At 69.9% G+C, this 23,180-nt stretch carries 22 protein-coding genes, 1 tRNA gene and 1 pseudogene; 17 read left to right on the top strand and 7 right to left on the bottom strand.

From position 1 onward, the window contains the following. Positions 1–60: 60 nt before the first annotated feature. The 3 genes from ACWC2B_RS01230 to ACWC2B_RS01220 all read left to right on the top strand — a co-directional run bounded on the left by ACWC2B_RS01230 (position 61) and on the right by ACWC2B_RS01220 (position 2,596). Positions 61–1,659, top strand: coding sequence for an MFS transporter (locus ACWC2B_RS01230; RefSeq protein ID WP_450714344.1), 1,599 nt, complete (start codon positions 61–63; stop codon positions 1,657–1,659). Between the two features lie 207 nt (positions 1,660–1,866). Beyond that, entirely contained in the window at positions 1,867–2,235 is a 369-nt protein-coding gene (locus ACWC2B_RS01225) for a peptidase inhibitor family I36 protein (protein ID WP_450714343.1), read from the top strand. A gap of 49 nt (positions 2,236–2,284) precedes the next feature. After that, the gene (locus ACWC2B_RS01220) at positions 2,285–2,596 is read left to right on the top strand and encodes a small hydrophobic protein (protein ID WP_450714534.1); all 312 of its coding nucleotides are present in this window, start codon (positions 2,285–2,287) and stop codon (positions 2,594–2,596) included. Between the two features lie 156 nt (positions 2,597–2,752). On the opposite strand, the gene aceE is transcribed toward ACWC2B_RS01220, so the two are convergent. After that, positions 2,753–5,485 (bottom strand): pyruvate dehydrogenase (acetyl-transferring), homodimeric type, encoded by a 2,733-nt coding sequence (aceE, locus tag ACWC2B_RS01215; protein WP_450714342.1) that lies wholly within the window; start codon positions 5,483–5,485, stop codon positions 2,753–2,755. Between the two features lie 439 nt (positions 5,486–5,924). Here aceE and ACWC2B_RS01210 point away from each other — a divergent pair, with 439 nt between their 5' ends. From ACWC2B_RS01210 to ACWC2B_RS01185, 6 genes are all read left to right on the top strand, one after another. After that, the gene (locus tag ACWC2B_RS01210; RefSeq protein WP_161247989.1) at positions 5,925–6,347 is read left to right on the top strand and encodes a DUF3052 domain-containing protein; all 423 of its coding nucleotides are present in this window, start codon (positions 5,925–5,927) and stop codon (positions 6,345–6,347) included. 116 nt (positions 6,348–6,463) lie between these two features. Further along, a complete protein-coding gene (locus ACWC2B_RS01205; RefSeq protein ID WP_450714341.1) occupies positions 6,464–6,922 on the top strand; it encodes a peroxiredoxin in 459 nt (152 codons plus the stop codon). A gap of 165 nt (positions 6,923–7,087) precedes the next feature. Continuing rightward, positions 7,088–7,663 (top strand): TerD family protein, encoded by a 576-nt coding sequence (locus ACWC2B_RS01200; RefSeq protein ID WP_189960861.1) that lies wholly within the window; start codon positions 7,088–7,090, stop codon positions 7,661–7,663. A gap of 91 nt (positions 7,664–7,754) precedes the next feature. Continuing rightward, the gene (locus ACWC2B_RS01195) at positions 7,755–8,330 is read left to right on the top strand and encodes a TerD family protein (protein ID WP_189960862.1); all 576 of its coding nucleotides are present in this window, start codon (positions 7,755–7,757) and stop codon (positions 8,328–8,330) included. Positions 8,331–8,490: 160 nt separating this feature from the next. Beyond that, on the top strand, positions 8,491–9,633 hold the full coding sequence (locus ACWC2B_RS01190) for a DUF475 domain-containing protein (protein WP_450714340.1): 1,143 nt from the start codon (positions 8,491–8,493) through the stop codon (positions 9,631–9,633). Positions 9,634–9,785: 152 nt separating this feature from the next. Then, the gene (locus tag ACWC2B_RS01185) at positions 9,786–10,523 is read left to right on the top strand and encodes a TerD family protein (protein ID WP_450714339.1); all 738 of its coding nucleotides are present in this window, start codon (positions 9,786–9,788) and stop codon (positions 10,521–10,523) included. A 51-nt stretch (positions 10,524–10,574) separates the two neighbouring features. Here ACWC2B_RS01185 and ACWC2B_RS01180 read toward each other — a convergent pair whose 3' ends face one another. Then, entirely contained in the window at positions 10,575–11,381 is an 807-nt protein-coding gene (locus tag ACWC2B_RS01180) for a TerD family protein (RefSeq protein ID WP_450714338.1), read from the bottom strand. Between the two features lie 198 nt (positions 11,382–11,579). Here ACWC2B_RS01180 and ACWC2B_RS01175 point away from each other — a divergent pair, with 198 nt between their 5' ends. The 4 genes from ACWC2B_RS01175 (at position 11,580) to ACWC2B_RS01160 (ending at position 16,823) form a co-directional block, all read left to right on the top strand. Beyond that, positions 11,580–12,743: an HpcH/HpaI aldolase/citrate lyase family protein gene (locus tag ACWC2B_RS01175; RefSeq protein WP_450714337.1), complete on the top strand. Its 1,164-nt coding sequence runs from the start codon at positions 11,580–11,582 to the stop codon at positions 12,741–12,743. An 80-nt stretch (positions 12,744–12,823) separates the two neighbouring features. Next, a complete protein-coding gene (locus ACWC2B_RS01170) occupies positions 12,824–15,289 on the top strand; it encodes a phosphoribosyltransferase (RefSeq protein WP_450714336.1) in 2,466 nt (821 codons plus the stop codon). Beyond that, a complete protein-coding gene (locus tag ACWC2B_RS01165) occupies positions 15,286–16,092 on the top strand; it encodes an HAD family hydrolase (RefSeq protein ID WP_450714335.1) in 807 nt (268 codons plus the stop codon). Before ACWC2B_RS01170 ends, ACWC2B_RS01165 begins: the two co-directional genes overlap by 4 nt. A gap of 71 nt (positions 16,093–16,163) precedes the next feature. Continuing rightward, positions 16,164–16,823 (top strand): O-methyltransferase, encoded by a 660-nt coding sequence (locus ACWC2B_RS01160; RefSeq protein WP_450714334.1) that lies wholly within the window; start codon positions 16,164–16,166, stop codon positions 16,821–16,823. Positions 16,824–16,881: 58 nt separating this feature from the next. Here the strand turns inward: ACWC2B_RS01160 and ACWC2B_RS01155 are convergent, their stop codons facing one another. The 4 genes from ACWC2B_RS01155 to ACWC2B_RS01140 all read right to left on the bottom strand — a co-directional run bounded on the left by ACWC2B_RS01155 (position 16,882) and on the right by ACWC2B_RS01140 (position 20,093). Then, positions 16,882–17,094, bottom strand: a complete 213-nt coding sequence (locus ACWC2B_RS01155) for an FmdB family zinc ribbon protein (RefSeq protein ID WP_450714333.1) — start codon at positions 17,092–17,094, stop codon at positions 16,882–16,884. Between the two features lie 127 nt (positions 17,095–17,221). After that, complete coding sequence (locus tag ACWC2B_RS01150; protein ID WP_450714332.1) at positions 17,222–17,740, bottom strand: DUF4383 domain-containing protein; 519 nt, start codon at positions 17,738–17,740, stop codon at positions 17,222–17,224. A 106-nt stretch (positions 17,741–17,846) separates the two neighbouring features. Further along, positions 17,847–19,208, bottom strand: a complete 1,362-nt coding sequence (locus ACWC2B_RS01145; protein ID WP_450714331.1) for a hypothetical protein — start codon at positions 19,206–19,208, stop codon at positions 17,847–17,849. A 123-nt stretch (positions 19,209–19,331) separates the two neighbouring features. Further along, on the bottom strand, positions 19,332–20,093 hold the full coding sequence (locus tag ACWC2B_RS01140; protein ID WP_450714330.1) for a DUF4097 family beta strand repeat-containing protein: 762 nt from the start codon (positions 20,091–20,093) through the stop codon (positions 19,332–19,334). 161 nt (positions 20,094–20,254) lie between these two features. Between ACWC2B_RS01140 and ACWC2B_RS01135 the strand changes: the two genes are divergently transcribed. Then, a tRNA-Val gene (locus ACWC2B_RS01135) sits at positions 20,255–20,329 on the top strand. Positions 20,330–20,418: 89 nt separating this feature from the next. Here ACWC2B_RS01135 and ACWC2B_RS01130 read toward each other — a convergent pair. Next, positions 20,419–20,529: pseudogene (locus ACWC2B_RS01130) on the bottom strand (tyrosine-type recombinase/integrase); the annotation flags it as partial. 149 nt (positions 20,530–20,678) lie between these two features. Between ACWC2B_RS01130 and ACWC2B_RS01125 the strand changes: the two are divergent. From ACWC2B_RS01125 to corA, 3 genes are all read left to right on the top strand, one after another. Further along, the gene (locus ACWC2B_RS01125) at positions 20,679–21,113 is read left to right on the top strand and encodes a hypothetical protein (protein ID WP_450714329.1); all 435 of its coding nucleotides are present in this window, start codon (positions 20,679–20,681) and stop codon (positions 21,111–21,113) included. Positions 21,114–21,392: 279 nt separating this feature from the next. Then, the gene (locus ACWC2B_RS01120) at positions 21,393–21,965 is read left to right on the top strand and encodes a DUF1990 family protein (RefSeq protein ID WP_450714328.1); all 573 of its coding nucleotides are present in this window, start codon (positions 21,393–21,395) and stop codon (positions 21,963–21,965) included. Between the two features lie 93 nt (positions 21,966–22,058). After that, positions 22,059–23,144 carry a magnesium/cobalt transporter CorA gene (corA, locus tag ACWC2B_RS01115; protein WP_450714533.1) on the top strand — a complete coding sequence of 362 codons (1,086 nt, stop codon included), beginning with the start codon at positions 22,059–22,061 and terminating at the stop codon, positions 23,142–23,144. Positions 23,145–23,180: the final 36 nt, after the last annotated feature.

Here is a 23,180-nt window from a genome sequence, read left to right as displayed (position 1 = left end):
CAGCTACCGACTTGTGAAATGGTTTGTCAACTGTCAGCGGCTGACATTAGCCTCGATCCCATGACTAGTCAGACCACCGTCGAAAAGGCGCCACAGGACGAGATGCCGGCGCCGGCCAAGGGGCTGCGCGGCCACCCCTGGCTGACGCTCTTCGCCGTGGCCATCGGCGTGATGATGGTCGCGCTCGACGGCACCATCGTGGCGATCGCCAACCCGGCCATCCAGCACGACCTCGATGCCTCGCTCCAGGATGTCCAGTGGATCACCAACGGCTACATGCTGGCCCTGGCCGTCTCGCTGATCACCGCGGGCAAGCTCGGTGACCGGTTCGGCCACCGCCAGACCTTCCTCATCGGCGTCGTCGGCTTCGGCGCCGCCTCCGGGGCCATCGGGCTCTCCCACAGCGTCACCTTCGTCATCGCCTTCCGCGTCCTGCAGGGCCTGTTCGGCGCGCTCCTGATGCCGGCCGCGCTCGGTCTGCTGCGCGCCACCTTCCCGGCCGAGAAGCTGAACATGGCGATCGGCATCTGGGGCATGGTCATCGGCGCCTCCACCGCGGGCGGCCCGATCCTCGGTGGCGTACTCGTCGAGCACGTCAGCTGGCAGTCCGTCTTCTTCATCAACGTGCCGGTGGGCGCGATCGCCCTGGTCCTGGGCCTGCTGATCCTGCGCGACCACCGCGCGGAGAACGCGCCGAGGTCGTTCGACATCCTCGGCATCGTGCTTCTGTCGGGCGCGATGTTTTGCATGATCTGGGCGCTCATCAAGGGCTCGGAGTACGGCTGGGGCAGCGGCCGGACCCTCGGGTTCATCGCGGCCGCGGTGATCGGCTTCATCCTCTTCGCCCTGTGGGAGACCAAGGTCAGGGAGCCGCTCATCCCGCTCGGCCTGTTCCGCTCAGTGCCGCTGTCGGCGGGCACGGTCCTGATGATCCTGATGGCGTTCGCCTTCATGGGCGGCCTCTTCTTCGTCACCTTCTACCTGCAGAACGTGCACGGCATGTCGGCCGTCGACAGCGGACTCCACCTGCTGCCGCTCACCGGCATGATGATCGTGGCCTCGCCGCTCGCCGGCGTGCTGATCACCAAGCTCGGCCCGCGTGTCCCGCTGGTCGGCGGCATGGTCTGCACCGCCGTCGCCATGTTCGGCATGTCCCGGCTGACCATCGGCACCGGCACCGTCACGATGTCGGTCTGGTTCGCGCTGCTCGGTCTCGGCCTCGCCCCGGTCATGGTCGGCGCGACCGAGGTCATCGTCGGCAACGCCCCCATCGAGCTGTCCGGTGTCGCGGGCGGTCTCCAACAGGCCGGCATGCAGGTCGGCGGCTCGCTCGGCACCGCGGTGCTCGGCGCCGTGATGTCCTCGCAGGTCACGTCCAAGCTCCCGGACAACTGGGCCGCGGCGAAGCTGCCGCCCATGACCCCCGAACAGTCCTCGGGCCTGTCCAAGGCGGTCGAGGTCGGCATGGGGCCCGTACCGAAGGGGACCCCGCCCGAGATCGCGGCCAAGGTCGCCTCGGTCGCGCACGACACGTTCGTGTCGGGCATGAGCACCGCGTTCACCGTCGCCGGGATCGTCGCGGTCCTGGCCGCGGCGGTCGCCATGTTCACCAAGCGCGGAGAGAACGCGCAGGCGGGCGCTGGCGCGGGGCACATCTGATCCCGCAGGCGGGCGTCGGCGCGGGTCACATCCGATCCCATCAACTCCCTTAGTGCGAAAGCCCTGCCGGACCCGTCCGGCAGGGCTTTGCACCTATCCGGGTGATCATGCCCCGCAGGTCCCGCGACGAGGAACCGGCCCCGCCCGCCCCGCGTTCCCCAGTTCCCACCGATCCAACTGATCGGTCCGACACGGGGGTTGACTCTCATGCGTACGACCACGACCACGGCGGCCCTGCTCGCCGCGACCGCCTTCCTGCTGCCCACGCCCGCCCAGGCCGCCTCGGCACCTCGCCTCGGGAGCTGCGCACCGGGCGAGCTCTGCCTCTGGAGCAAGGCCGACTTCAAGGGGGTGAGCCAGGTGTACGACCTGACGCGCATCGACATCGAGAGCTGCACCCCGCTGCCGCCGGGCACCGACGCCCAGTCCCTCGCCAACCGCACGGGGCGGCCGGTCACGACCTACCAGTCCGCCGAGTGCGCGGAGACGGCCGAGTTCGACACCTACCCCGGCGGCGGGACCTGGACGCCACAAGTCCCTTATCGGGTACGGGCGTTCAAGGTGTGGGAGAGCTGAGGCGTGGTACCCGACCTCTTGAGGCCGAGCCGACCAACCTCAGGGAGTGATGATGGCGGGCTTCGGACACACGCGTACGCGCAGGACCCCCCGGCCACGGAACCGGATGTGGCCCCGGACCGGGCCGGACCGCGCGACGCTCGGCATCGTGGGACTGGTCTGCGCGGTGGCGGGATTCTTCGTCCTCGGGATCGTCCTGGGACCAGTGGCGATCCTGTGCGGCTGGCTGGCCATGGGCCGCCGCTGGAACGGCTCCCATCCCGTGCCGGCACTGGTGGCTCTGGTACTCGGCTGCATCGACACCCTGCTGGCCATCATCTGGCTGATAGGCGCGGCAAGCCTGGGCAACGGAGTCTTCTGACCGTGCCGTGAACAGGCGAAGGTGGCGGGCCCTCGCAGGGGACCCGCCACCCTTCACACCCGCTCGCTACACAGTGCTGAGCCACCTACAGGGGTGCGGGGCCGCGGGGGGTTCCCCGCACGCAAACGCCCCCGCACCCTGCGAGGCAAGAGGGGGCTACGCGTCACCACCCGCCGCACCGGGCTCAGCCGCACTCACGTCAAGCAAGCGGTACCGATCAACCGCCTGCTTCAGCGCCGACCGGTCGACCTTCCCGCCCCGCGCCAGCTCCGTGAGGACAGCCAGCACGATCGACTGCGCGTCGATGTGGAAGAAGCGGCGGGCCGCCCCCCGCGTGTCCGCGAAGCCGAAGCCGTCCGCGCCGAGCGACTGGTAGGTGCCCGGCACCCAGCGCGAGATCTGGTCCGGAACGGCCCGCATCCAGTCGGAAACGGCCACGAACGGACCCTGCGAGCCCTGGAGCTTCTGCGTGACATAGGGGACGCGCTGCTCCTCCTCGGGGTGCAGGAGGTTGTGCTCCTCCACCTCGACGGCCTCGCGGCGCAGCTCGTTCCAGGAGGTCGCCGACCAGACGTCCGCCCGTACATTCCACTCCTCGGCGAGGATCCGCTGCGCCTCGACGGCCCACGGCACGGCCACGCCGGACGCCATGATCTGGGCCGGAATGGAGCCCGAAGTCCCCGCGCTGTAACGGTGGATGCCCTTGAGGATGCCGTCCACGTCGACGTCCGCCGGCTCGGCCGGGTGCTGGATCGGCTCGTTGTAGACGGTGAGGTAGTAGAAGACGTCCTCGCTGTCGGGCCCGTACATCCGGCGCAGACCGTCCTGGACGATGTGCGCGATCTCGTAGCCGAACGCCGGGTCGTAGGCGACACAGCCCGGGTTGGTCGAGGCGAGCAACTGCGAGTGCCCGTCCGCGTGTTGCAGACCCTCACCCGTCAGAGTCGTACGTCCCGCGGTCGCGCCCAGAACGAATCCGCGCGCCAACTGGTCGGCCATCTGCCAGAACTGGTCGCCGGTGCGCTGGAAACCGAACATCGAGTAGAAGACGTACACCGGGATCAGCGGCTCGCCGTGCGTGGCGTACGCCGAACCCGCGGCGATCAGCGAGGCAGTGCAGCCGGCCTCGGAGATGCCGTCGTGCAGCATCTGCCCGGTCGGCGACTCCTTGTAGGCGAGCAGCAGTTCGCGGTCGACCGCCTCGTACTGCTGGCCCAGCGGGTTGTAGATCTTGGCGCTCGGGAAGAACGCGTCCATGCCGAAGGTGCGGTACTCGTCCGGCGCGATCAGCACGAACCGCTTGCCGATCTCCTTGTCCCGCATCAGGTCCTTCAGGATGCGGACGAACGCCATCGTCGTGGCGATCGACTGCTGGCCCGAGCCCTTCTTGGCGACCGCGTACGTCTTGTCCTCGGGGAGGTTCAGCGGCTTCGAACGCACCACACGGGTCGGCACGTAGCCGCCGAGCCCGAGCCGGCGGTCGTGCATGTACTGGATCTCCTCGGAGTCCCGGCCCGGGTGGTAGTACGGCGGCGCGCCGGACTCCAGCTCGCGGTCCGTGATCGGAATGTGCAGCCGGTCCCGGAAGCCCTTCAGGTCGTCGACCGTCAGCTTCTTCATCTGGTGGGTCGCGTTGCGGCCCTCGAAGTTCGGGCCCAGCGTCCAGCCCTTGACGGTGTGCGCCAGGATCACGGTCGGCTGGCCCTTGTGCGCCTTGGCCGCCGAGAACGCCGCGAAGATCTTCCGGTGGTCGTGGCCGCCGCGCCCGAGGTGCAGGATCTGCTGGTCGGTCATGCCCTCGACCATGGCGCGCAGCCGCTGGTCGTCGCCGAAGAAGTGCTCCCGGATGTACCCGCCGGTCTCGGTGGCGTACGTCTGGAACTGGCCGTCCGGCGTGGTGTTCATCTTGTTGACCAGGATGCCGTCGCGGTCCTGCGCGAGCAGCGGGTCCCAACTGCGGTCCCAGATCAGCTTGATGACGTTCCATCCGGCGCCCCGGAACTGCGACTCCAGCTCCTGGATGATCTTGCCGTTGCCGCGCACCGGGCCGTCGAGGCGCTGGAGGTTGCAGTTGACGACGAACGTCAGATTGTCCAGGTTCTCGCGCGCCGCGATGGACAGCTGACCGAGCGACTCGGGCTCGTCCATCTCGCCGTCGCCGAGGAACGCCCACACGTGCGACTTGGAGGTGTCGGCGATGCCGCGCGCCTCCATGTAGCGGTTCATCCGCGCCTGATAGATCGCGCCGAGCGGGCCGAGGCCCATCGAGACGGTCGGGAACTCCCAGAAGTCCGGCATGAGCCGCGGGTGCGGATAGGAGGAAAGCCCGTACGGGGCCTTCGACTTCTCCTGCCGGAACGCGTCGAGCTGCTGCTCGCTGAGGCGGTCGAGCAGGAAGGCGCGGGCGTAGATGCCGGGCGACGCGTGGCCCTGGAAGAAGATCTGGTCGCCGCCGTCGCCCTCGTCCTTGCCCCGGAAGAAGTGGTTGAAGCCCACGTCGTACAGGGAGGCGGAGGAGGCGAAGGTGGCGATGTGGCCGCCGACGCCGATGCCCGGGCGCTGGGCGCGCGAGACCATGACCGCGGCGTTCCAGCGGGTCGCGTTGAGGACCTTGCGCTCGATCTCCTCGTTGCCGGGGAAGAACGGCTCGTCCTTGGTGGCGATCGTGTTGACGTAGTCCGAGCTGCGCATCTCGGGCACGGCCACGCGCTTCTCGCGCGCCCGCTCGATCAGCCGGAGCATCAGATAGCGGGCCCGTTCGCGGCCGCGCTCGTCGACGGCGGCGTCCAGGGAGTCGAGCCACTCCTGGGTCTCTTCGGGATCGAAGTCCGGGACCTGGCTCGGCAGGCCGCCAATGATGATCGGGTTGCGATCGGATCCGGAAGCCACGCTGTTCCTTCACTGTCGGGGGATGCGGAAGACAGCCAATTCTGCGCCGCATCCCATCGTGTACCGCTGGGGCGCAAACGTCATCTCTACCGAGAGGTAACTCAGAGGCAACCGTCACCGGAGCAGGAAGTAGGCTCAGGGCCTGGACGGGTCGGGCCAAATCGCAACCTTACGCTCAACCCGGCCATCCGTTCCCGAAGGGTGTTCGGGCCCGATTGGAGTACCCAGAGGAATAGAACGGCACATATGGTCACCAATGGTGTGGGATGAATCACCGACGGGGATGCGGATATCCCTGAACACCGCCACACTGACCCCCAAAGGGCGGGTTCGGAGGCCGGGTACTTGCGAGATTCGTCCCGCCCGTGTGGACTACGCCCCATGCCACGCGTATGCGCGCGGCTGCAGAACTTACCGAATCAAGATCAGGAGGCAAGCCGTGAGCGCGACCGCGGACCACGCGGAGGAGCGGACCAACCCGGCCATGAGGCTGGGGTTCGAGCCCGGACAGGTGGTCCAGGAGATCGGTTACGACGAAGACGTCGACCAGGATCTCCGCGAGGGCATCGAGTCCCTGATTGGCCAGGATCTCGTCGATGAGGACTATGACGACGTCGCCGACGTCGTGCTGCTGTGGTTCCGCGACGAGGACGGCGACCTTACGGACGCCCTGGTGGACGCCATCGGTCTCCTTGAGGACGGTGGCGCGGTCTTGCTGCTGACCCCGAAGACGGGCCGGGACGGATACGTGGAGCCCAGCGACGTCAACGACGCCGCGCAGACCGCCGGTCTGTCGGCGGCCAAGAGCGTCAGCGTAGGCAAGGACTGGTCGGGCACCCGCCTGAAGTCCCCCAAGCGCTGATCCACCCCTCACGCCCCACAGGGCCCCCTCAGGCACCAGCCTGCGGGGGCCCTGTGCATTAGAGGGTGCGTAGGGTGGGGTTCACCGATACGGCCTATTGAAGGGAAGGCGTTTCCATGGCTATCGAGGTCGGCACCAAGGCCCCGGAGTTCGAGCTCAAGGACAACCACGGCCGGACCGTGAGGCTCAGCGACTTCCGCGGCGAGAAGAACGTGGTGCTGCTCTTCTACCCGTTCGCCTTCACCGGCGTGTGCACGGGCGAGCTGTGCGAACTGCGCGACAACCTGCCGAAGTTCGTCAACGACGACACCCAGCTCCTCGCCGTCTCCAACGACTCCATCCACACCCTGCGCGTCTTCGCCGAGCAGGAGGGCCTGGAGTACCCGCTGGTCTCCGACTTCTGGCCGCACGGCGAGGTCAGCCGCGCCTACGGCGTCTTCGACGGGGACAAGGGGTGCGCGGTGCGCGGCACCTTCATCATCGACAAGGAGGGCGTGGTCCGCTGGACCGTGGTCAACGCCCTGCCGGACGCCCGCGACCTGAACGAGTACCTCAAGGCGCTCGACACCATCTGACCGCGGCGCACCGACGGGTCCCGGGCCCGGCCGACACCGCGCGGTCGTTCGGCCGAATCGTCTGTTTGACCCGGGAACCGGTTACTAGGATCCATTCGTTGATCCGATGCCAACGCACGACGGGGACGCTGTCCAAGCCGGCCCCTCACACCATTGGGAGGACTCGTGGGAGTCAGCCTCAGCAAGGGCGGCAACGTCTCGCTGACCAAGGCCGCCCCCAACCTGACCGCGGTCATCGTCGGTCTGGGCTGGGACGCACGCACCACCACCGGGGGTGACTTCGACCTGGACGCCAGCGCGCTGCTGACCAACGACCAGGGCAAGGTCACCAACGATGCGAACTTCGTGTTCTTCAACAACCTCAAGAGCCCCGACGGCTCCGTCGAGCACCAGGGTGACAACCTCACCGGTGAGGGCGAGGGCGACGACGAGGTCATCAAGGTGAACCTGGCCGGGGTCCCGGCCGACGTCAACAAGATCGTCTTCCCGGTCTCGATCTACGAGGCCGAGAGCCGCCAGCAGTCCTTCGGCCAGGTGCGCAACGCCTACATCCGCGTCGTCAACCAGGCCGACAACAGCGAGCTCGCCCGGTACGACCTGAGCGAGGACGCCTCGACGGAGACCGCGATGGTCTTCGGCGAGCTGTACCGCAACGGCGCGGAGTGGAAGTTCCGCGCCATCGGCCAGGGTTACGCCTCGGGCCTGCGCGGCATCGCGCAGGACTTCGGCGTCAACGTCTGAGCCGACCGCTCCCGTGTCCGGCGCCGCACCCTTTGTGGTGCGGCGCCGGACGCGCTCACCACCTGTTCCACTTCTCGGGGAGGACACGAACATGGGCGTCACGCTCGCCAAGGGAGGCAATGTCTCCCTCTCCAAGGCCGCACCGAACCTCACCCAGGTGCTGGTCGGTCTCGGCTGGGACGCGCGCTCCACCACCGGAGCCGACTTCGACCTCGACGCCAGCGCCCTGCTGTGCGCGAGCGGGCGGGTGCTCGGTGACGAGTACTTCGTCTTCTACAACAACCTCAAGAGCCCCGAGGGCTCGGTCGAGCACACCGGTGACAACCTGACCGGTGAGGGCGAGGGCGACGACGAGTCGCTCATCGTCGACCTGACGAAGGTGCCCGCCGCCTGCGACAAGATCGTCTTCCCGGTTTCGATCCATGACGCGGACAACAGGGGCCAGACCTTCGGACAGGTCGCCAACGCCTTCATCCGCGTGGTCAACCAGGCCGACGGCCAGGAGCTCGCCCGCTACGACCTGAGCGAGGACGCTTCGACGGAGACCGCGATGATCTTCGGCGAGCTGTACCGGTATGGCGGCGAGTGGAAGTTCCGTGCAGTTGGTCAGGGGTACGCGTCGGGTCTGCGGGGCATCGCTCTAGACTTCGGGGTCAACGTCTCCTAAAGAGATCACCCGGTTGCCTTCAAATCGAGCGCCGGCCGGGGCGGTCCCTGCAAGGGGCCCGGGGGTCCGCCTCCGGGAGACAGCAGCGTAAAGCCGTGCGCGGTGCGGGGGGACACCCGCTCTTCGTCGGGTCGGCCCGCTCTACACGATGGGGAAGTCAGTGCTTCTGAAAACCTTCGGCTGGTCGTTCGCGATCACCGCGATCGGCCTGGCCCTGGCCGTGCTCTACGACGGGTGGACCGCCTTCGGGGTGGTGGCCATCCTGGCGGTCCTGGAAATCTCGCTGTCGTTCGACAACGCGGTGGTCAACGCCGGGATCCTGAAGAAGATGAACGCCTTCTGGCAGAAGATCTTCCTCACCGTCGGTGTCCTCATCGCCGTCTTCGGCATGCGCCTGCTCTTCCCCGTCGTCATCGTCGCGATCAGCGCCAAGATCGGCCCGGTCGACGCGGTCGACCTGGCGCTGAACGACGCCGACCGCTACCAGCAGCTGGTGACCGACGCGCACCCGTCGATCGCCGCCTTCGGTGGCATGTTCCTGCTGATGATCTTCCTCGACTTCATCTTCGAGGACCGCGACATCAAGTGGCTCGCCTGGCTGGAGCGCCCGCTGGCCAAGCTCGGCAAGATCGACATGCTGTCGGTCTGCATCGCCATGATCGTCCTGCTCGTCGCCTCCATGACGTTCGCGACCCACGCCCACCAGCACGGCGGCGTCCACGCCGACAAGGCGCAGACCGTGCTGATCTCCGGCATCGCCGGCCTCATCACGTACCTCGTCGTCGGCGGTCTCTCCGGCTACTTCGAGAACCGCCTCGAAGAGGACGAGGAGCGCGAGCACGAGGCCGAGGAAGAGGCCGCGCGCACCGGCAGCAAGGTTTCCGCGGTCGCCATGGCCGGCAAGGCCGCGTTCTTCATGTTCCTCTACCTGGAGGTCCTGGACGCGTCGTTCTCCTTCGACGGCGTCATCGGCGCCTTCGCCATCACCAACGACATCGTCCTGATGGCGCTCGGCCTCGGCATCGGCGCGATGTACGTCCGGTCGCTGACCGTCTACCTGGTCCGCCAGGGCACCCTCGACGACTACGTCTACCTGGAGCACGGCGCGCACTACGCGATCGGTGCGCTCGCCGTGATCCTCCTGGTCACCATCCAGTACGAGATCAACGAGGTCATCACCGGTCTCGTCGGCGTGATCCTGATCGCCTGGTCCTTCTGGTCCTCCGTGCGCCGCAACCGGCGGATCGAGGCGGACGGCGGCGAGGATTCCAGCGAACGGGCCGAAGTCGGCTCCGGGGTGTGACCCCGGTGCTCCCGGAGCGCACGCCCTCGGGCGTGTGATCCGCCTTGGAATGAGGAACGCTCTCTGCGGGGCGGTCACGAGGCCTCGGCCTCGCCGGCCGCCCCGCAGAGCTTTGTGGCGGGGACGGATCACTGATCTATGGGGTGGGGGCAATGGCGTTCTGGGACGGCCTGTGGCGGGGCAGGGCCTCACAGTTCGACTCGGGCAGCGCGGCGACCAACACGATCGAGCTGACCCGACGGCACAACACGGTCTCGCTGGGGAAGCAGGGCGCCAACACCGGCAGCCTGCGGGTCAACCTGTCCTGGCGGATGCGTACCTCGGACTTCGGGGGCAAGCCCGACCAGAGCGGGCGGCTGCTGCGCCACCCGCTGAAGTTCTTCAAGCCGGAGATGGTCCAGGGGCACACCCAGTCCATGGTCAACGTCGACCTGGACCTCGGCTGCCTGTACGAGCTCCAGGACGGCACCAAAGGCGTCGTCCAGCCGCTCGGCAACTTCTTCGGCGCCACCAACAAGCCGCCCTACGTGGAGTGCAGCGGCGACGACCGGTTCGGCTCGGCGTCCGGCGAGACGATCTTCGTCAACCTGGACCACCGCGACGAGATAAAGCGGCTCCTCGTCTTCGTCTACATCTACGACCAGACCCCGGCCTTCGACCGCACCCACGCCAAGGTGACGCTCTACCCGAGCAACGGCCCCCGCATCGAGATCGAGCTCGACGAGCGCGCCCCCGAGGCCCGCTCCTGCGCCGTGGTGTCCATCGAGAACATCAAGGGCGACATGGTGGTGCGGCGCGAGGTGAAGTTCGTGTACGGCTTCCAGGCCGAGCTGGACCGCCTGTACGGCTGGGGGCTGCAATGGGGCCGCGGCTACAAGACCAAGGCCTGAGAGCCTGTGTCCCAACCCCGCCCGGGGCTGCTCCGAGCCGCCGTCGGCGTCCTACTGGCGGATGAACTGCGGCCCCATGGGCGGCAGTACGAACGTGGGGTCGGGCGCGGGCGCCGCGGGCTGGGGATAGCCGTACGCGGGCTGCGGAGAGGCCGGCTGCGGATAGCCGTAGGAGGGCTGCACGACCGGCGGCTGGGCGGGGGGAGCGGGATGCGGGTAGCCGTACGAGGGCTCGGCCGCGTGCCGCGGCAGCGGCTGGGGCACGGACGGCGCACTGGGCGCACTCTGCGCGCTGTCGGCGCCCTCGCCCTCGTCCACCGAGACGCCGTACTGGGTGGCGAGGCCGACCAGGCCGGTCGGGTAACCCTGGCCCACCGCGCGGAACTTCCAGCCGTCGCCGCGGCGGTACAGCTCGCCGCAGATGATCGCGGTCTCCTCGCCGGTCTCCGGCTTCACGTCGAACAGCGCGACCGGCTCGGCCCCCGACACCGCCGCGTCGAACAGCAGGATCCGCAGATCGCGTACGGCACGGAAGGTCGCGCCGTCCGACGACGCGGTGATCAGCACCCGGTCGACGGAGCGGTCGAGGGCGGCCAGATCGGCCTCGACGGTGTCCGTGAGCCCTTCCGCGACCCGCTTCTTGGGGAGCCGGCGCACCAGGCCCGAGGGATGGCGCGGCTGGTTGTAGAAGACGAAGTCCTCGTCCGAGCGCACCCGGCCGTCGGCGGCGAGCAGCAGCGCCGAGGCGTCCACGTCCGGGACGTCGGCGCCGGGCGACCAGCGGAGCACGGCCCGTACGGCCGGGGCCTCCAGCGGGACGTTCGATCCCTTCAGCATCGCGTGCGTCATGCCCGTCATCCTGCCTCCCCGCGGCCCCCGCGGACAACGCGGGGCCCGGCCGGGTACGTCCCACGACGTACTCGCCGCGTGGCACGGGCCGGATGATGCAGACGAGTTACCTGGATTTCATGCACTTGGGGAACTCTTGACACGTGTTCCTACGTACTATTACCGGCCACCCAAATTCTCGGCCGTCCGGCAGTACGGGGGATGTATATGCGGCATTTCGGGCACGTCCCGCCGGCTGCGCGGAAGAACCTCTTCCACCGGGAGCCCTGCGAGTTCACCGCGGGCTCCTCCGCACGCGTGCTGTCGGCCGCCCTCGGCGCCACCCTGTACAGCCCGGCGACCCGGCCCACCCTCGCCGACGACGTCCTGAAACAGGCCCGCCGCGGTGTCGTGTCCATGGTGCTCTGCCTGGAGGACTCGATCGACGACGCCGAGGTGGTGGCCGCCGAGGCCAATCTGGTCCGCCAGTTCGCCGATCTCGACGCCCGGGGCGAGGAGGTCCCGCTGCTCTTCGTGCGGGTCCGCGAGCCCCTCCAGATTCCCGACCTGGTGCACCGCCTCGGCGACTCCGCGCGCCTGCTCTGCGGCTTCGTCCTGCCGAAGTTCACCGAGGACCGCGGCATCGACTTCCTGGAGGCGCTCACCGCCGCCGAGTCCGCGAGCGGCCGCCGCCTCTTCGCCATGCCCGTCCTCGAATCGCCCCAGCTGCTCCACCTGGAGACCCGGGCCGAAACCCTGGCCGGAATCGCGCGCACGGTGGAGAAGTACCGCGAGCGCGTCCTCGCCCTGCGCCTCGGCGTCACCGACTTCTGCTCCACCTACGGACTGCGCCGCTCGCCCGACATGACGGCATACGACGTACAGATCGTGGCCGGCGTCATCGGGGACGTGGTGAACGTGCTCGGCCGGGCCGACGGCAGCGGCTTCACCATCACCGGCCCCGTATGGGAGTACTTCCGCGTCCAGGAGCGGATGTTCAAGCCCCAGCTGCGCCGCAGCCCCTTCCTGGAGGGCCGCGCCGAGGAGCTGCGCACCGCGCTGATCGAGCACGACCTGGACGGGCTGCTCCGCGAGATCGAGCTCGACCGGGCCAACGGCCTGCTCGGCAAGACCTGCATCCACCCCTCGCACGTGGTGCCCGTGCACGCCCTGTCGGTGGTCAGCCACGAGGAGTTCAGCGACGCCCAGGACATTCTGCGCCCCGAGCGGGGCGGCGGCGGGGTGCTGCGCTCGGCGTACACGAACAAGATGAACGAGGTGAAGCCGCACCGCGCATGGGCCGAGCGCACCCTGCTGCGGGCCGAGGTGTTCGGCGTCGCCGCCGAGGACGTCGGCTTCGTGGACCTGCTGACGGCCGGCCTGGCCGGCTGACGCGGGAACCACCGGGACGAACGACGAGTACGAACGACGAGTACGACGATCAGTGCGAACCAACAGAGAGACACAGCAACGTGGTTGAGTGGTCGGGAACATGGGTCGCCGAGCGGCTCGGAGTCGAGCTCGTCGGGGACGAGCGCCTGAGCGGTCTGCTCGGGCTCGCCCTGCGCCGCAACCCGAAGCGCGCCCATCTCCTCGTCTCGAACGTGCTGGGCAAGCACGTGCCGCAGAGCCCCTCCGTGGTGTGGCGTGCGGGATATGAACTCGGCCTGCGCGTGCGGGAGTTGCTCGGTACGGAGGTGGCCGCGCGGGCCGTGGTGCTCGGGTACGCCGAGACCGCGACGGGCCTCGGCCACTCGGTCGCCGACGGCCTCGCGCTCGCGCCCTTCCTCCACTCCACCCGCCGCCCCGTCGACGGCGTGGTGACGGCGGGCGGCTTCGAGGAGTCCCACTCCCACGCCACCTCCCACCTGCTGCTGCCCGAGAACCCCCGACTGCTCGCCGGGCAGGACCCATTGGTCCTGGTCGACGACGAGTTCTCGACCGGCAACACGGTCCTCAACACCATCCGCGACCTGCACGCGCGCCATCCGCGCGACCACTACGTGATCGTCGCGCTCGTCGACATGCGCTCCCCGCAGGACCGCGACCGCCTCACCGCTTTCGCGACGGAGATCGGCGCCCGCGTCGACCTGATCGCCTCGGCGTCGGGGACGGTACGGCTGCCGGAGGGGGTGTTGGAGAAGGGGCGGGCGTTGGTGGAGGAGTTCGAATCGGCCAGGTCCGAGCCGAAGGGGGAAGCACCGCTTTTGGAGAGCGGTGCTCACCGGCCGACGCCGTACGCCCGCCGCGTCGACCTCCCCTGGCCCGCGGGCCTTCCCGACGGCGGGCGGCACGGATTCACCCCGGCCCACCGGAGCGAGCTGGAAGCGGCCCTGCCGAAGATGGCGGCCCGCCTGGCCGAGGCGCTGGACGTACCGGAATCCCCCCGCCGCGTACTCGTCCTCGGCTTCGAGGAGTTGATGTACGCCCCGCTCCGGCTCGCCGTCGTCCTCGAAGAGCTCGGCGGCGCCGAGGTGCGCTACTCCACCACCACCCGCTCGCCCGTGCTCGCCGTGGACGACCCCGGGTACGCCATCCGCACCCGCCTCGCCTTCCCGGCGCACGACGACCCGGCCGACGGGCCCGGCGAGCGGTACGCCTACAACGTCGTCGGCGGCGGCTTCGACGCGGTCATAGCCGTCGTCGACTCGGCCGCCGACACCCCCCAACTGCACGCCCCCGACGGCCTGTTGGCCCAGCTCGCCGCCCACATACCGCACGTCGTGCTCGCCGTGCTGCCCTCGTACGTACCCGAAGGTGCCCCCATGCCCGAGCCCCTGCCCGAGCCTCTGCCCGAACCCCTCAGGGGGCCCGCCTTCTCCTCCTACGCGCCCGACGAGGTGGGCTGGCTCCTCAAGGACCTGTCCGACGTCGAGCTCGAAGCCCCCACCGAGGAGCGCGAGGAGGCCATCCAGAGCGGCGGCGCCCACTACGCGGAGTCGCTGCCGGTCGAGTACCAGCCGAGCCCGCAGTACCAGGAGCTGTTCCGCGCCGCGCTCGACACCTCGGCGCACCGGATCGCGCAGGCCGTCGGCGTGGTCACCGAGACCGTCCTCGCCGAGAGGTCGCCGCGCCCGGTGCTGGTCTCGCTGGCCCGCGCCGGTACGCCCGTCGGCGTCCTGATGCGCCGCTGGGCCGAGCATCGCCACGGCCTGGACCTGCCGCACTACGCGGTGTCCATCGTGCGCGGCCGCGGCATCGACCCGAACGCGCTGCGCTGGCTCGCCGCCCACCACGACCCCGCCGACGTCGTGTTCGTCGACGGCTGGACCGGCAAGGGCGCCATCACCCGCGAACTGGCGGCGGCCATCCGGGAGTTCCCCGAATTCGAGGGCTTCGACCCGGAGATCGCGGTGCTCGCCGACCCCGGGTCCTGCGTGCGGACATACGGCACCCGCGAGGACTTCCTGATCCCGTCGGCCTGCCTCAACTCGACGGTGTCCGGGCTGATTTCGCGCACCGTGCTGCGCCAGGACCTCATCGGCCCGGGCGACTTCCACGGCGCCAAGTTCTACCGCGAGCTGTCCGGCGCCGACGTGTCCGGTGACTTCCTCGACGCCGTCGCCGCCCGCTTCGACGACGTCTGCGCCGACGTGGACCGCGAGGCCAAGGCCCTGCGGGACACGGACCGCACCCCGAGCTGGGAGGGCTGGGCCGCCGTCGAGCGGATCAGCGAGGAGTACGGCATCCACGACGTCAACCTGGTCAAGCCCGGCGTCGGCGAGACCACCCGGGTGCTGCTCCGCCGGGTCCCGTGGAAGATCCTCGCCGGACGGGGCGCCGGAGCCGACCTCGACCACGTCAGGCTGCTCGCCGCACAGCGCGGCGTACCGGTCGAGGAGGTGGACGGCCTTCCGTACAGCTGCGTCGGCCTGATCCACCCCCAGTACACCCGGGGCGCCACCGGCGCCGACGGCAAGGCGGTGGCCGCCAAGTGAGCGCCACCCTGGTCGCCAGCGACCTCGACCGCACCCTGATCTACTCGGCCGCCGCCCTCGCCCTCACCATGCCCGACCACCGGGCGCCGCGGCTGCTCTGCGTCGAGGTGCACGAGCACAAGCCCCTCTCGTACGTCACCGAACACGCGGCGCGGCTGCTCGCCGAGCTGAAGTCGGCCGCCGTGTTCGTGCCTACCACCACCCGCACCCGCAAGCAGTACCAGCGCATCCAACTCCCGGGCCCCGCCTCGGAGTTCGCGATCTGCGCCAACGGCGGGCACCTGCTCGTGAACGGCGTGTCCGACCCGGACTGGGCGCGCCAGGTGACCGGCCGCATCGCCGCCGAGTGCGCCTCCCTCGACGAGGTGCGGGCCCACCTGAGGGCCGTCGCCGACCCGAGCTGGCTCCGAAAGGAGCGGGTCGCCGAGGACCTCTTCGCCTACCTCGTCGTCGAGCGGGAGCTGCTGCCCGAGGAGTGGGTCAAGGAGCTCGCCGCCTGGGCCGAGCCGCGCGGCTGGACGGTCTCGCTCCAGGGCCGCAAGATCTACGCGGTGCCGAAGCCGCTCACCAAGAGCGCGGCGGTCCGCGAGGTCGCCCGCCGCACCGGGGCCGGACTCACCTTGGCCGCCGGGGACTCGCTCCTCGACGCCGACCTCCTGCTCGCCGCCGACCAGGGCTGGCGCCCGGGCCACGGCGAGCTCGCCGAGGCCGGCTGGCAGAGCCCGCGCACCGAGGCCCTGGCCGAGTGCGGGGTGCTCGCGGGCGAGGAGATCCTGCGCCGCTTCCTGAGAGCCTGTGTCTAAACCCCCCCGCCCGGGCCCGCGCGGGGTTCAGACACAAACCCTTAGCGCCGGGGATTGGGTACGGTCGCCGCATGACCAAGGGAAACAGCACCAAAATCACTGACGAGTTGTACGCGTACATGCTGGCCCACAACCCGCCCCTGGACGCGGTGCAGCAGGGCCTGGTGAAGACGACGTACGACCGGCTGCCGGACCACGCGGGCATGCAGTCGGCCCAGGAGCAGGGGCCGCTCCTCGCCTTCCTGGTACGCCTGGTGAACGCCCGCCATGTTGTCGAGGTGGGCACCTTCACCGGGTTCTCGGCGCTTGCCATGGCGCAGGCGCTCCCGGCCGACGGCAAACTGATCGCCTGCGACGTCTCCGAGGAGTGGACGGCGTACGGCAAGGAGGCCTGGGCGAAGGCGGGGGTCGCCGACCGCATCGAGCTGCGGATCGCCCCCGCCCTCGACACCCTGCGGGCGATGCCGACCGAGCCGCACATCGACTTCGCCTACCTGGACGCGGACAAGGGCAACTACATCGCGTACTGGGAGGAGTTGGTGCCGCGACTGCGGCCCGGCGGGGTCATCGCCACGGACAACGTGCTGTTCCATGGCGCGGTCCTCGACCCGGAGGCGACCGGTTCGCCCGCCGCGATCCGGGCGTTCAACGAGCATGTGGCCGCGGACGGACGCATGGACAGCGTGATGTTGACCGTCGCGGACGGGCTGACGCTGTCCCGCAAGCGGTAACTCCGCGCCGGCGTGCGGGTGTTGGGGTGCGGCCCGCCCGGCTGTGGGCTCACAGGGATCAGCCGCAGCAGCCGCCCCCGCAGCACCCGCCGCCACCGCCGGCCGGGGCAGGGGCCGACTTGGCGGAGCCTCCCACGGCCACCGTGGAGAGCAGCTTCACCGTGTCGGCGTGGCCCGCCGGGCAGGTCGCCGGGGCGGCGGACTCGGCCATCGGGCGGCTGAGCTCGAACGTGTCGTCACAGGGGCGGCAGCGGTATTCATAGCGAGGCATGGCCCCAGCCTAAGCGGGCCCGCCGGGAAAGAGGCGCGGGGCTGGGACATAGAGGCGCGGGGCTGGGACATCGTGCGGCTCCGCCGCGCCGGTGGTCACCGGTCGACCGATCAGAGCGGATCGGCGGTCAGAGCTGATCGTCGACGTGCTCGTGGCGCGCCTTCCAGTACGGGTTGTCGTGCGGCAGGAAGCCGGTGACCCGGCCGTACATCCCGAACACCATCAGGAGCAGCCCGACCACGAAGCTGAACAGCACGTTCTGCATCTTGAAGGCCAGGAAGTTGTGCGAGGTGTCGAGCAGCGCCAGGTTCACGAACCCGCTGATCAGGAACAGGACGCCGAGCGCGATGTTGAGCGTCGAGGCGAAGTTGCCGCCCTTGACCATCCCGTACAGGAGCAGCAGGCCGACGACGATGGACAGCACGCTCAGCGCGCCGTTGGTGTTGAGCCCGGCGACCCGGTCGCCGCCGGTGTCGAAGAACCCGATCTGATGGACCAGGCCGAGGATGCCGAAGACCAGTAGTACGGCTCCCATGGCACCGGCGCCGAAGCGGTAGACGCGGTTGAGGCGGTGGTCGACCGGCAGGTGCTCGTTGAGCGAGACCCGGCTGTGATGGAGGCGCTGCGAGATCGCGTGGGCGGCCATGGTGGGGCCCTCCTCATCCCTATCGCTCATCCTTATCGACGGCACGCAGGGCGTACGTACTCCAGGATCCGCCCGGTTCCGGCCCCTATCAACTCGGCGTGAGCGGTCACGCTCCGTGGCCGAGCTCCTCGCGGATGCGGGCCACCACATCCGCTACGGTCCGGCGCACCGCCTCGGTCTCCGTCAGGAAGTGCCAGTAGTCCGGGTGCCTGCCCTCCAGCGTGGCGATCGCCCGGTCCAGGCGGGCCACCGAATCGTCCAGGGGCCTGGCGTGCCGCGGATCGGGGGTGCTGCGGCCGGACATCGCCAGGCGCTGGGCGTCGCGGATCGCGAACCGGGTGCGCTGGATCTCCTGCTGCGGGTCCTTCGCGACGGCGTTGAGCCTCTGCAGCCGGTCGCCGGCGGCCGAGACCGCCTCGTCCGTGGAGTTGAGCAGCGCCCGCACCGTACTGAGCCGCGAGGTCGCATCCGCCCAGCGCTGCTCCTCGCGCGCCTTGGCCGCCTCCTTGAGCTTCTCCTCCGCCTGCCGTACGGAGACGGCGGCCTGCTCGGGCACCTGCTGGAGGTCCTGCCAGCAGGCGGCGGCGAAGCGGCGGCGCAGCTCGCTGAGCACCGGGTCGACCCCGCCGGCCCGGGTGGTGAGGGCCTGGGCGCGGGTCCGCAGCGATACGAGCCTGCGGTCGATCTCGGCGGCCTTCGCGGGCAGCTGCTCGGCCTCGGCCCGTACGGCCTCGGCGTCGCGCAGCACCCGGTCGGCGCGCTGGAGCGTCTCGGGCACGCCGTGCTGACCTGCGCCCTGGTTGAGCTTGGTGAGCTCCGGCCCGAGCGAGGCGAGCCGTGCCGCGAGCTCGTCGGCGCGCAGCCCCGAGGCGCGTACCGCGTCCAGGGCGGTACTGGCGCCGAGCAGCGCGTGCCGGGCCCGCTCGACGGCGGGGGCGAGCCGGGCGAGCTGGGTCTCGGCGGTGTCCAGGAGCGGCCGCAGGTTCTGCTCGAAGCGGTCGAGCTCGCCCTTCACGCGGACGAGTTCGTCCTTGGCGGCGGTCAGCTCGGCGCGCGCCCGCGAGGCGACGGAGGCGTCGAGGTCGTCCCGGTCCAGGTCGTGCGCGTCGACGGCGTTGATGTACTGGTTGCTGACCTCGTCGATGCGGCGCCCGAGGGCGGCGAAGTCGTCGACGGCCCGGCGGGCGCCGGGCGAGCTGTCCACGGCCGTGATCGTCTCGATGGAGATCCGCAGATCGCGCTGGGCGGTGTCGAGCTCGTAGAACGCGGCCGCCGCGGCGTCCTTGGCCGCCTGGGCGTCGGCGCGCAGACTCTCGCCGCGCCCGCCGAACCAGCGGCGCGTACCGCCCCCGGCGAAGGCGCCGGGCAGCACCGCGGCCCCGAGCACCAGGGGGAACGCGATGAGCGCCAGCACGTCCCGGACGGTGGCACCCGCTCTGCTGTACGGCCGCGCGTGTGTCGCCGTCACATCCCTCTCCCGTGCTGTGTCGCCCTGCCCGGTCCATTCTCCCACCAGGTAAGGACGAACACACGGCCCGGTCAGTTCATGCTTCTCCCTCTGTTCTCAGTGGGCGGTGCCGGCCCGTCCGGTTCAGCTGTTGTCGTGGACACTGACCCGTCCGTTGTCGCTCCGCGCGGTCAGCGCGTGCGTACTGGAATCGGAGCGGTCCACGGTGACATCGACGCGGCCGTTGTCGGCGCGGGCGGCGACCTTGTACGTGTCCTTGGGGACGGCCAGGTCGACCCTGCCGTCGTCGCTGGTGGCCTCCACGCTGTCCGGCACGACCGCGAAGGCGAGAGCCACCCGTCCGTTGTCCGAACTGGCCCGCACGCTCTTGGCCCGGATCCCCTGCCCCTCGACGCGCCCGTCCCGGGAGGTGAGGTCCAGCGGCCCGGAGGAGTCCTTGACGCTGATCCGCCCGTTGTCGGAGGCGATGACCAGCGGGGTGTCGAACCCGCTCGCCTCGACCCGGCCGTCGTTGTCGTGCACGGTGACCGCGACCCCGCGCGGGACCTTCACCTCGTGCCGGGCACTGCAGTTCTTGACCAGCCCGCTGCACTTCACGTCGAGACTCAGCGTGCCGTCGCTCAGCTCCCAGCTCGCATCGGGCCCGTTGCCGAACGCGACCCACCCGTTGACCTGCCGCGCGACCTGTACGTCCTTCACATCGGCGGGCGTGACGACGACAGTGGAGTTCCCGGCGTCGATGGTCAGCGCCTTCCCGCCGAGGGCGAAGTTCTTGTGCTCGACGGGCGCGTCCCCCGGGTCCGAACTCCCGCACCCCGCCAGGGCGAAGCAGAGGGCCCCGGCCCCGACGGCAGCGAACAGCGCGGTGCGACAGCGAAATGCCATGGTGATCTTCCCCCGATTACGTGGCGACGGCTCCACGGTACGAACCGGCACCGCCCCGGCGCGCTGGAGCCTGCTACCGAAACCGGGGTGGCACTAACCCCACCCCGCGATCGGGTTTGCGGCGGCACCCCATGGGCCATGTACGCTGTTCCTCCATCCACGGGTGTGTAGCTCAGGGGTAGAGCGCTGCTCTTACAAAGCAGATGTCGGCGGTTCGAAACCGTCCACGCCCACCAGCACGAAGGCCCCCCGCCGATCATGGCGGGGGGCCTTCGACGTCCCGGTCCGACATCAACGTCCATGGCCATCCTCGCTGGGGCCGCCCTCGCTCGGGACGCCTCCTGAGCAGCCGATCCATGTGGCCGACGGCTTCGCGCTGCGTGCCCTGGACGACGTACGCGCAGACGTTCATCGTGACGGCGATCTGGCTGTGACCCGACGACCACTAGAACGGAAGCCGGTCCGGAGGGGGTTTTCATGCCGCTGGGGGACAGCCGGGGGGCGGGGGGAAGCGGACAATGGGGACAGCGCCGATGTGGCACCCCGCGGCGCGGTCTCTTCCAGTTGAAGTTCCGAGGAGCAGACATGCGTCGGCAGATGGTCAGGGCAGCACTCTTCGTCGGGGCGGTCGGCGCCCTGATCGCAGCCGTCGGGCCGGGGACGGCCAATGGGCAACTCGCAGGGTCCGACACCGTCGTGGTCGACTGTTCCGGGCACTCTCAGGTCCGGCCCAGCAGCTATTTGATCGCCTGCGGTGACGGAAACAACGGCCTCGTCTCCCTGCGCTGGACGCAATGGGGACCGACATCGGCCGTGGGCCGGGGGTTGGACAAGGTGAACGACTGCGTCCCCTACTGCGCCGCCGGCCGCTTCCACTCGTACCCCGTGACGGTCCGCCTCGACACCGCCCGCCCCGAGCCAGGTCGGCAGGGCCGGTCGCATTACACCGTTCTGCACCTGCACTACACCGCTGACACCCCGCCCCACACGCCTCGCGACACGTCGTACCCGATCCGGTGAGCGCTCAGCCTGAAGCCCCGTCGGGGTGCGGACGGGGCTTCTCGGCCGGGGCCGCAGCGCGCTCGGGGATGCGCTCGGCGCCGGAGGTCCGGCGGGTCAGGAGCGGGGAGGACTCCGCCGGATGGCTGGAGGTTACGCCTGTGGTTGGCTGAAACGTAACCCCTGTGCAGGGTGGGGTCCCGGCGGATTCATGGGGTGCCGGGGGCTTGGGAGTTCAGGGGCGGTGCCGTGCGATTTCGGGGGTGGAATGTGGTGCGGGGTGAGGGCGAGGGGCGGGGCATGGTCGTGAAGCGAAGTCTGCGGGCGGCGTACTTCCGTGCCCTTGCGGCGGAGCCCGGCTACGCGGAGGTCGGGGCGACTGAAAGCCGTGTGCTGCCCGGCGGTTACCGCACCTTCCGGCGGCGGATCCGGGTCGGCTACGGGCAGGACGTCTTCGAGCGGGCCGGGGCGCACGTGCTGGCCTGGGGCGCGCAGCGCGGGGCCGGGTTCGGGGTGCACCCCGCTGCGCCCGCCGTACCCGGCGCGACCGCGCTCGTCGTGCTGCGGTTGCCCGGGCTGCCGCTCCCGCGCCTCGTCATCCCGTGCCGCGTCGTGTGGACCGTACGGGCCGCCGACCGCATCGGGTTCGCCTACGGCACTCTGCCCGGGCACCCCGAGTGCGGCGAGGAGTCGTTCGTCGTGGGGCGCGAGGCCGACGGGCTCGTGTGGTTCGAGGTCGCCGCCTTCTCGCGGCCCGCCCGCTGGTACGCCCGGCTCGGCGGGCCCCTCACACGGCTCCTCCAGGATCTCGCCACCCGGCGCTATCTCGTGTCCGTGGCCGCCGCCGCCCGCCGGGGAACGCCGGCGGGGTGAGGCACGTCTTCCCGGGGAGGTGCATGGACGTACAGGGGGCGGTGGCACACTGGCCGCTCGTTCGATGCTGGTGAAGGGAAGCTGGTCGTGGCGATGATGCGGAATCTGCGGAGGGCGGTGCGCCGCGCCTACCGGCGGACCGTCGACCTCAGCCATCCGGGGCGCTCGCCGCTGGGGAGCGCCGTCGTCAACTGTGCGGTGTACGTCCGTGGAGTGCGGCAGCAGGACGACTGGCCCGTGGACGAGGCGCTGCGGCGGGTCCGCAAGCTGGGTGACGGGGCCTTCGTCTGGATCGGGCTGCACGAGCCGACCCAGGAGGAGTTCGCCGGGCTCGCCGAGCTGTTCGGCCTGCACCCGCTGGCCGTCGAGGACGCCGTCACCGCTCACCAGCGCCCCAAGGTCGTGCCGTACGACGACATCCTGTTCTCGGTCTTCAAGACGTGCCGGTACGTCGAGCACGAGGAACTCACCGCCAGCAGCGAGGTGGTGGACACCGGCGAGCTGATGGTGTTCACCGGATCCGACTTCGTCATCACCGTGCGGCACGGCTCGCACGGCTCGCTCGGCCCGCTGCGGGAGGCGCTTGAGCAGGAGCGCGAGCAGTTGGCGAAGGGCCCCTCCGCGGTGCTGCATGCCATCGCCGACCACGTCGTGGACGAGTACCTGGCCGTCGTCGACGCCATGCAGAGCGACATGGACGCGGTCGAGACCGCTGTCTTCGCCGAGAACGCCGGACGCGGCGACGCGGGCCGGATCTACCAGCTCAAGCGTGAACTCCTCGAACTGAAGCGGGCGGTGGCCCCGCTGGACCGGCCGTTGCAGAAGCTCGCCGGTGAAGCGGTGCCCTCGGTCGCCGCCGAGGTCAGGCCGTACTTCCGCGACGTCGCCGACCACCTGCTCCGGACCACCGAGCAGATCGGCGCCTTCGACGGCCTGCTCGACTCCATCCTCCAGGCCCACCTCGCCCAGGTCACGGTGGCCCAGAACGAGGACATGCGGAAGATCACCGCCTGGGCGGCCATAATCGCCGTGCCGACCATGGTCTGCGGCATCTACGGCATGAACTTCGAGAACATGCCCGAACTCCACTGGCGTTACGGCTACTTCATGGCGCTCGGGCTCATGGTGGCGGCCTGCTTCGTGATCTATCGCGGGTTTCGGCGCAACGGCTGGCTGTAGTCGGCTGTAGACGGCCGGCCGTTGCGTCGCTCGATC

It is taken from the genome of Streptomyces sp. NPDC001415, assembly GCF_053597395.1.
The sequence above is the reverse complement of the archived record's forward strand: the minus strand, read 5'-3'. Positions and strand labels throughout refer to the sequence as shown.

Coding starts and splice junctions, on each gene's coding strand:
- ACWC2B_RS01140 (WP_450714330.1), bottom strand. CDS start 20,093: ATGGCATTTCGCTGTCGCACCGCGCTGTTCGCTGCCGTCGGGGCCGGG.
- ACWC2B_RS01150 (WP_450714332.1), bottom strand. CDS start 17,740: ATGGCCGCCCACGCGATCTCGCAGCGCCTCCATCACAGCCGGGTCTCG.
- ACWC2B_RS01185 (WP_450714339.1), top strand. CDS start 9,786: ATGGCGTTCTGGGACGGCCTGTGGCGGGGCAGGGCCTCACAGTTCGAC.
- ACWC2B_RS01225 (WP_450714343.1), top strand. CDS start 1,867: ATGCGTACGACCACGACCACGGCGGCCCTGCTCGCCGCGACCGCCTTC.
- ACWC2B_RS01195 (WP_189960862.1), top strand. CDS start 7,755: ATGGGCGTCACGCTCGCCAAGGGAGGCAATGTCTCCCTCTCCAAGGCC.
- ACWC2B_RS01205 (WP_450714341.1), top strand. CDS start 6,464: ATGGCTATCGAGGTCGGCACCAAGGCCCCGGAGTTCGAGCTCAAGGAC.
- corA (WP_450714533.1), top strand. CDS start 22,059: ATGATGCGGAATCTGCGGAGGGCGGTGCGCCGCGCCTACCGGCGGACC.
- ACWC2B_RS01175 (WP_450714337.1), top strand. CDS start 11,580: ATGCGGCATTTCGGGCACGTCCCGCCGGCTGCGCGGAAGAACCTCTTC.
- ACWC2B_RS01120 (WP_450714328.1), top strand. CDS start 21,393: ATGGTCGTGAAGCGAAGTCTGCGGGCGGCGTACTTCCGTGCCCTTGCG.
- ACWC2B_RS01180 (WP_450714338.1), bottom strand. CDS start 11,381: ATGACGGGCATGACGCACGCGATGCTGAAGGGATCGAACGTCCCGCTG.
- ACWC2B_RS01220 (WP_450714534.1), top strand. CDS start 2,285: ATGATGGCGGGCTTCGGACACACGCGTACGCGCAGGACCCCCCGGCCA.
- ACWC2B_RS01155 (WP_450714333.1), bottom strand. CDS start 17,094: ATGCCTCGCTATGAATACCGCTGCCGCCCCTGTGACGACACGTTCGAG.
- ACWC2B_RS01230 (WP_450714344.1), top strand. CDS start 61: ATGACTAGTCAGACCACCGTCGAAAAGGCGCCACAGGACGAGATGCCG.
- ACWC2B_RS01160 (WP_450714334.1), top strand. CDS start 16,164: ATGACCAAGGGAAACAGCACCAAAATCACTGACGAGTTGTACGCGTAC.
- ACWC2B_RS01125 (WP_450714329.1), top strand. CDS start 20,679: ATGCGTCGGCAGATGGTCAGGGCAGCACTCTTCGTCGGGGCGGTCGGC.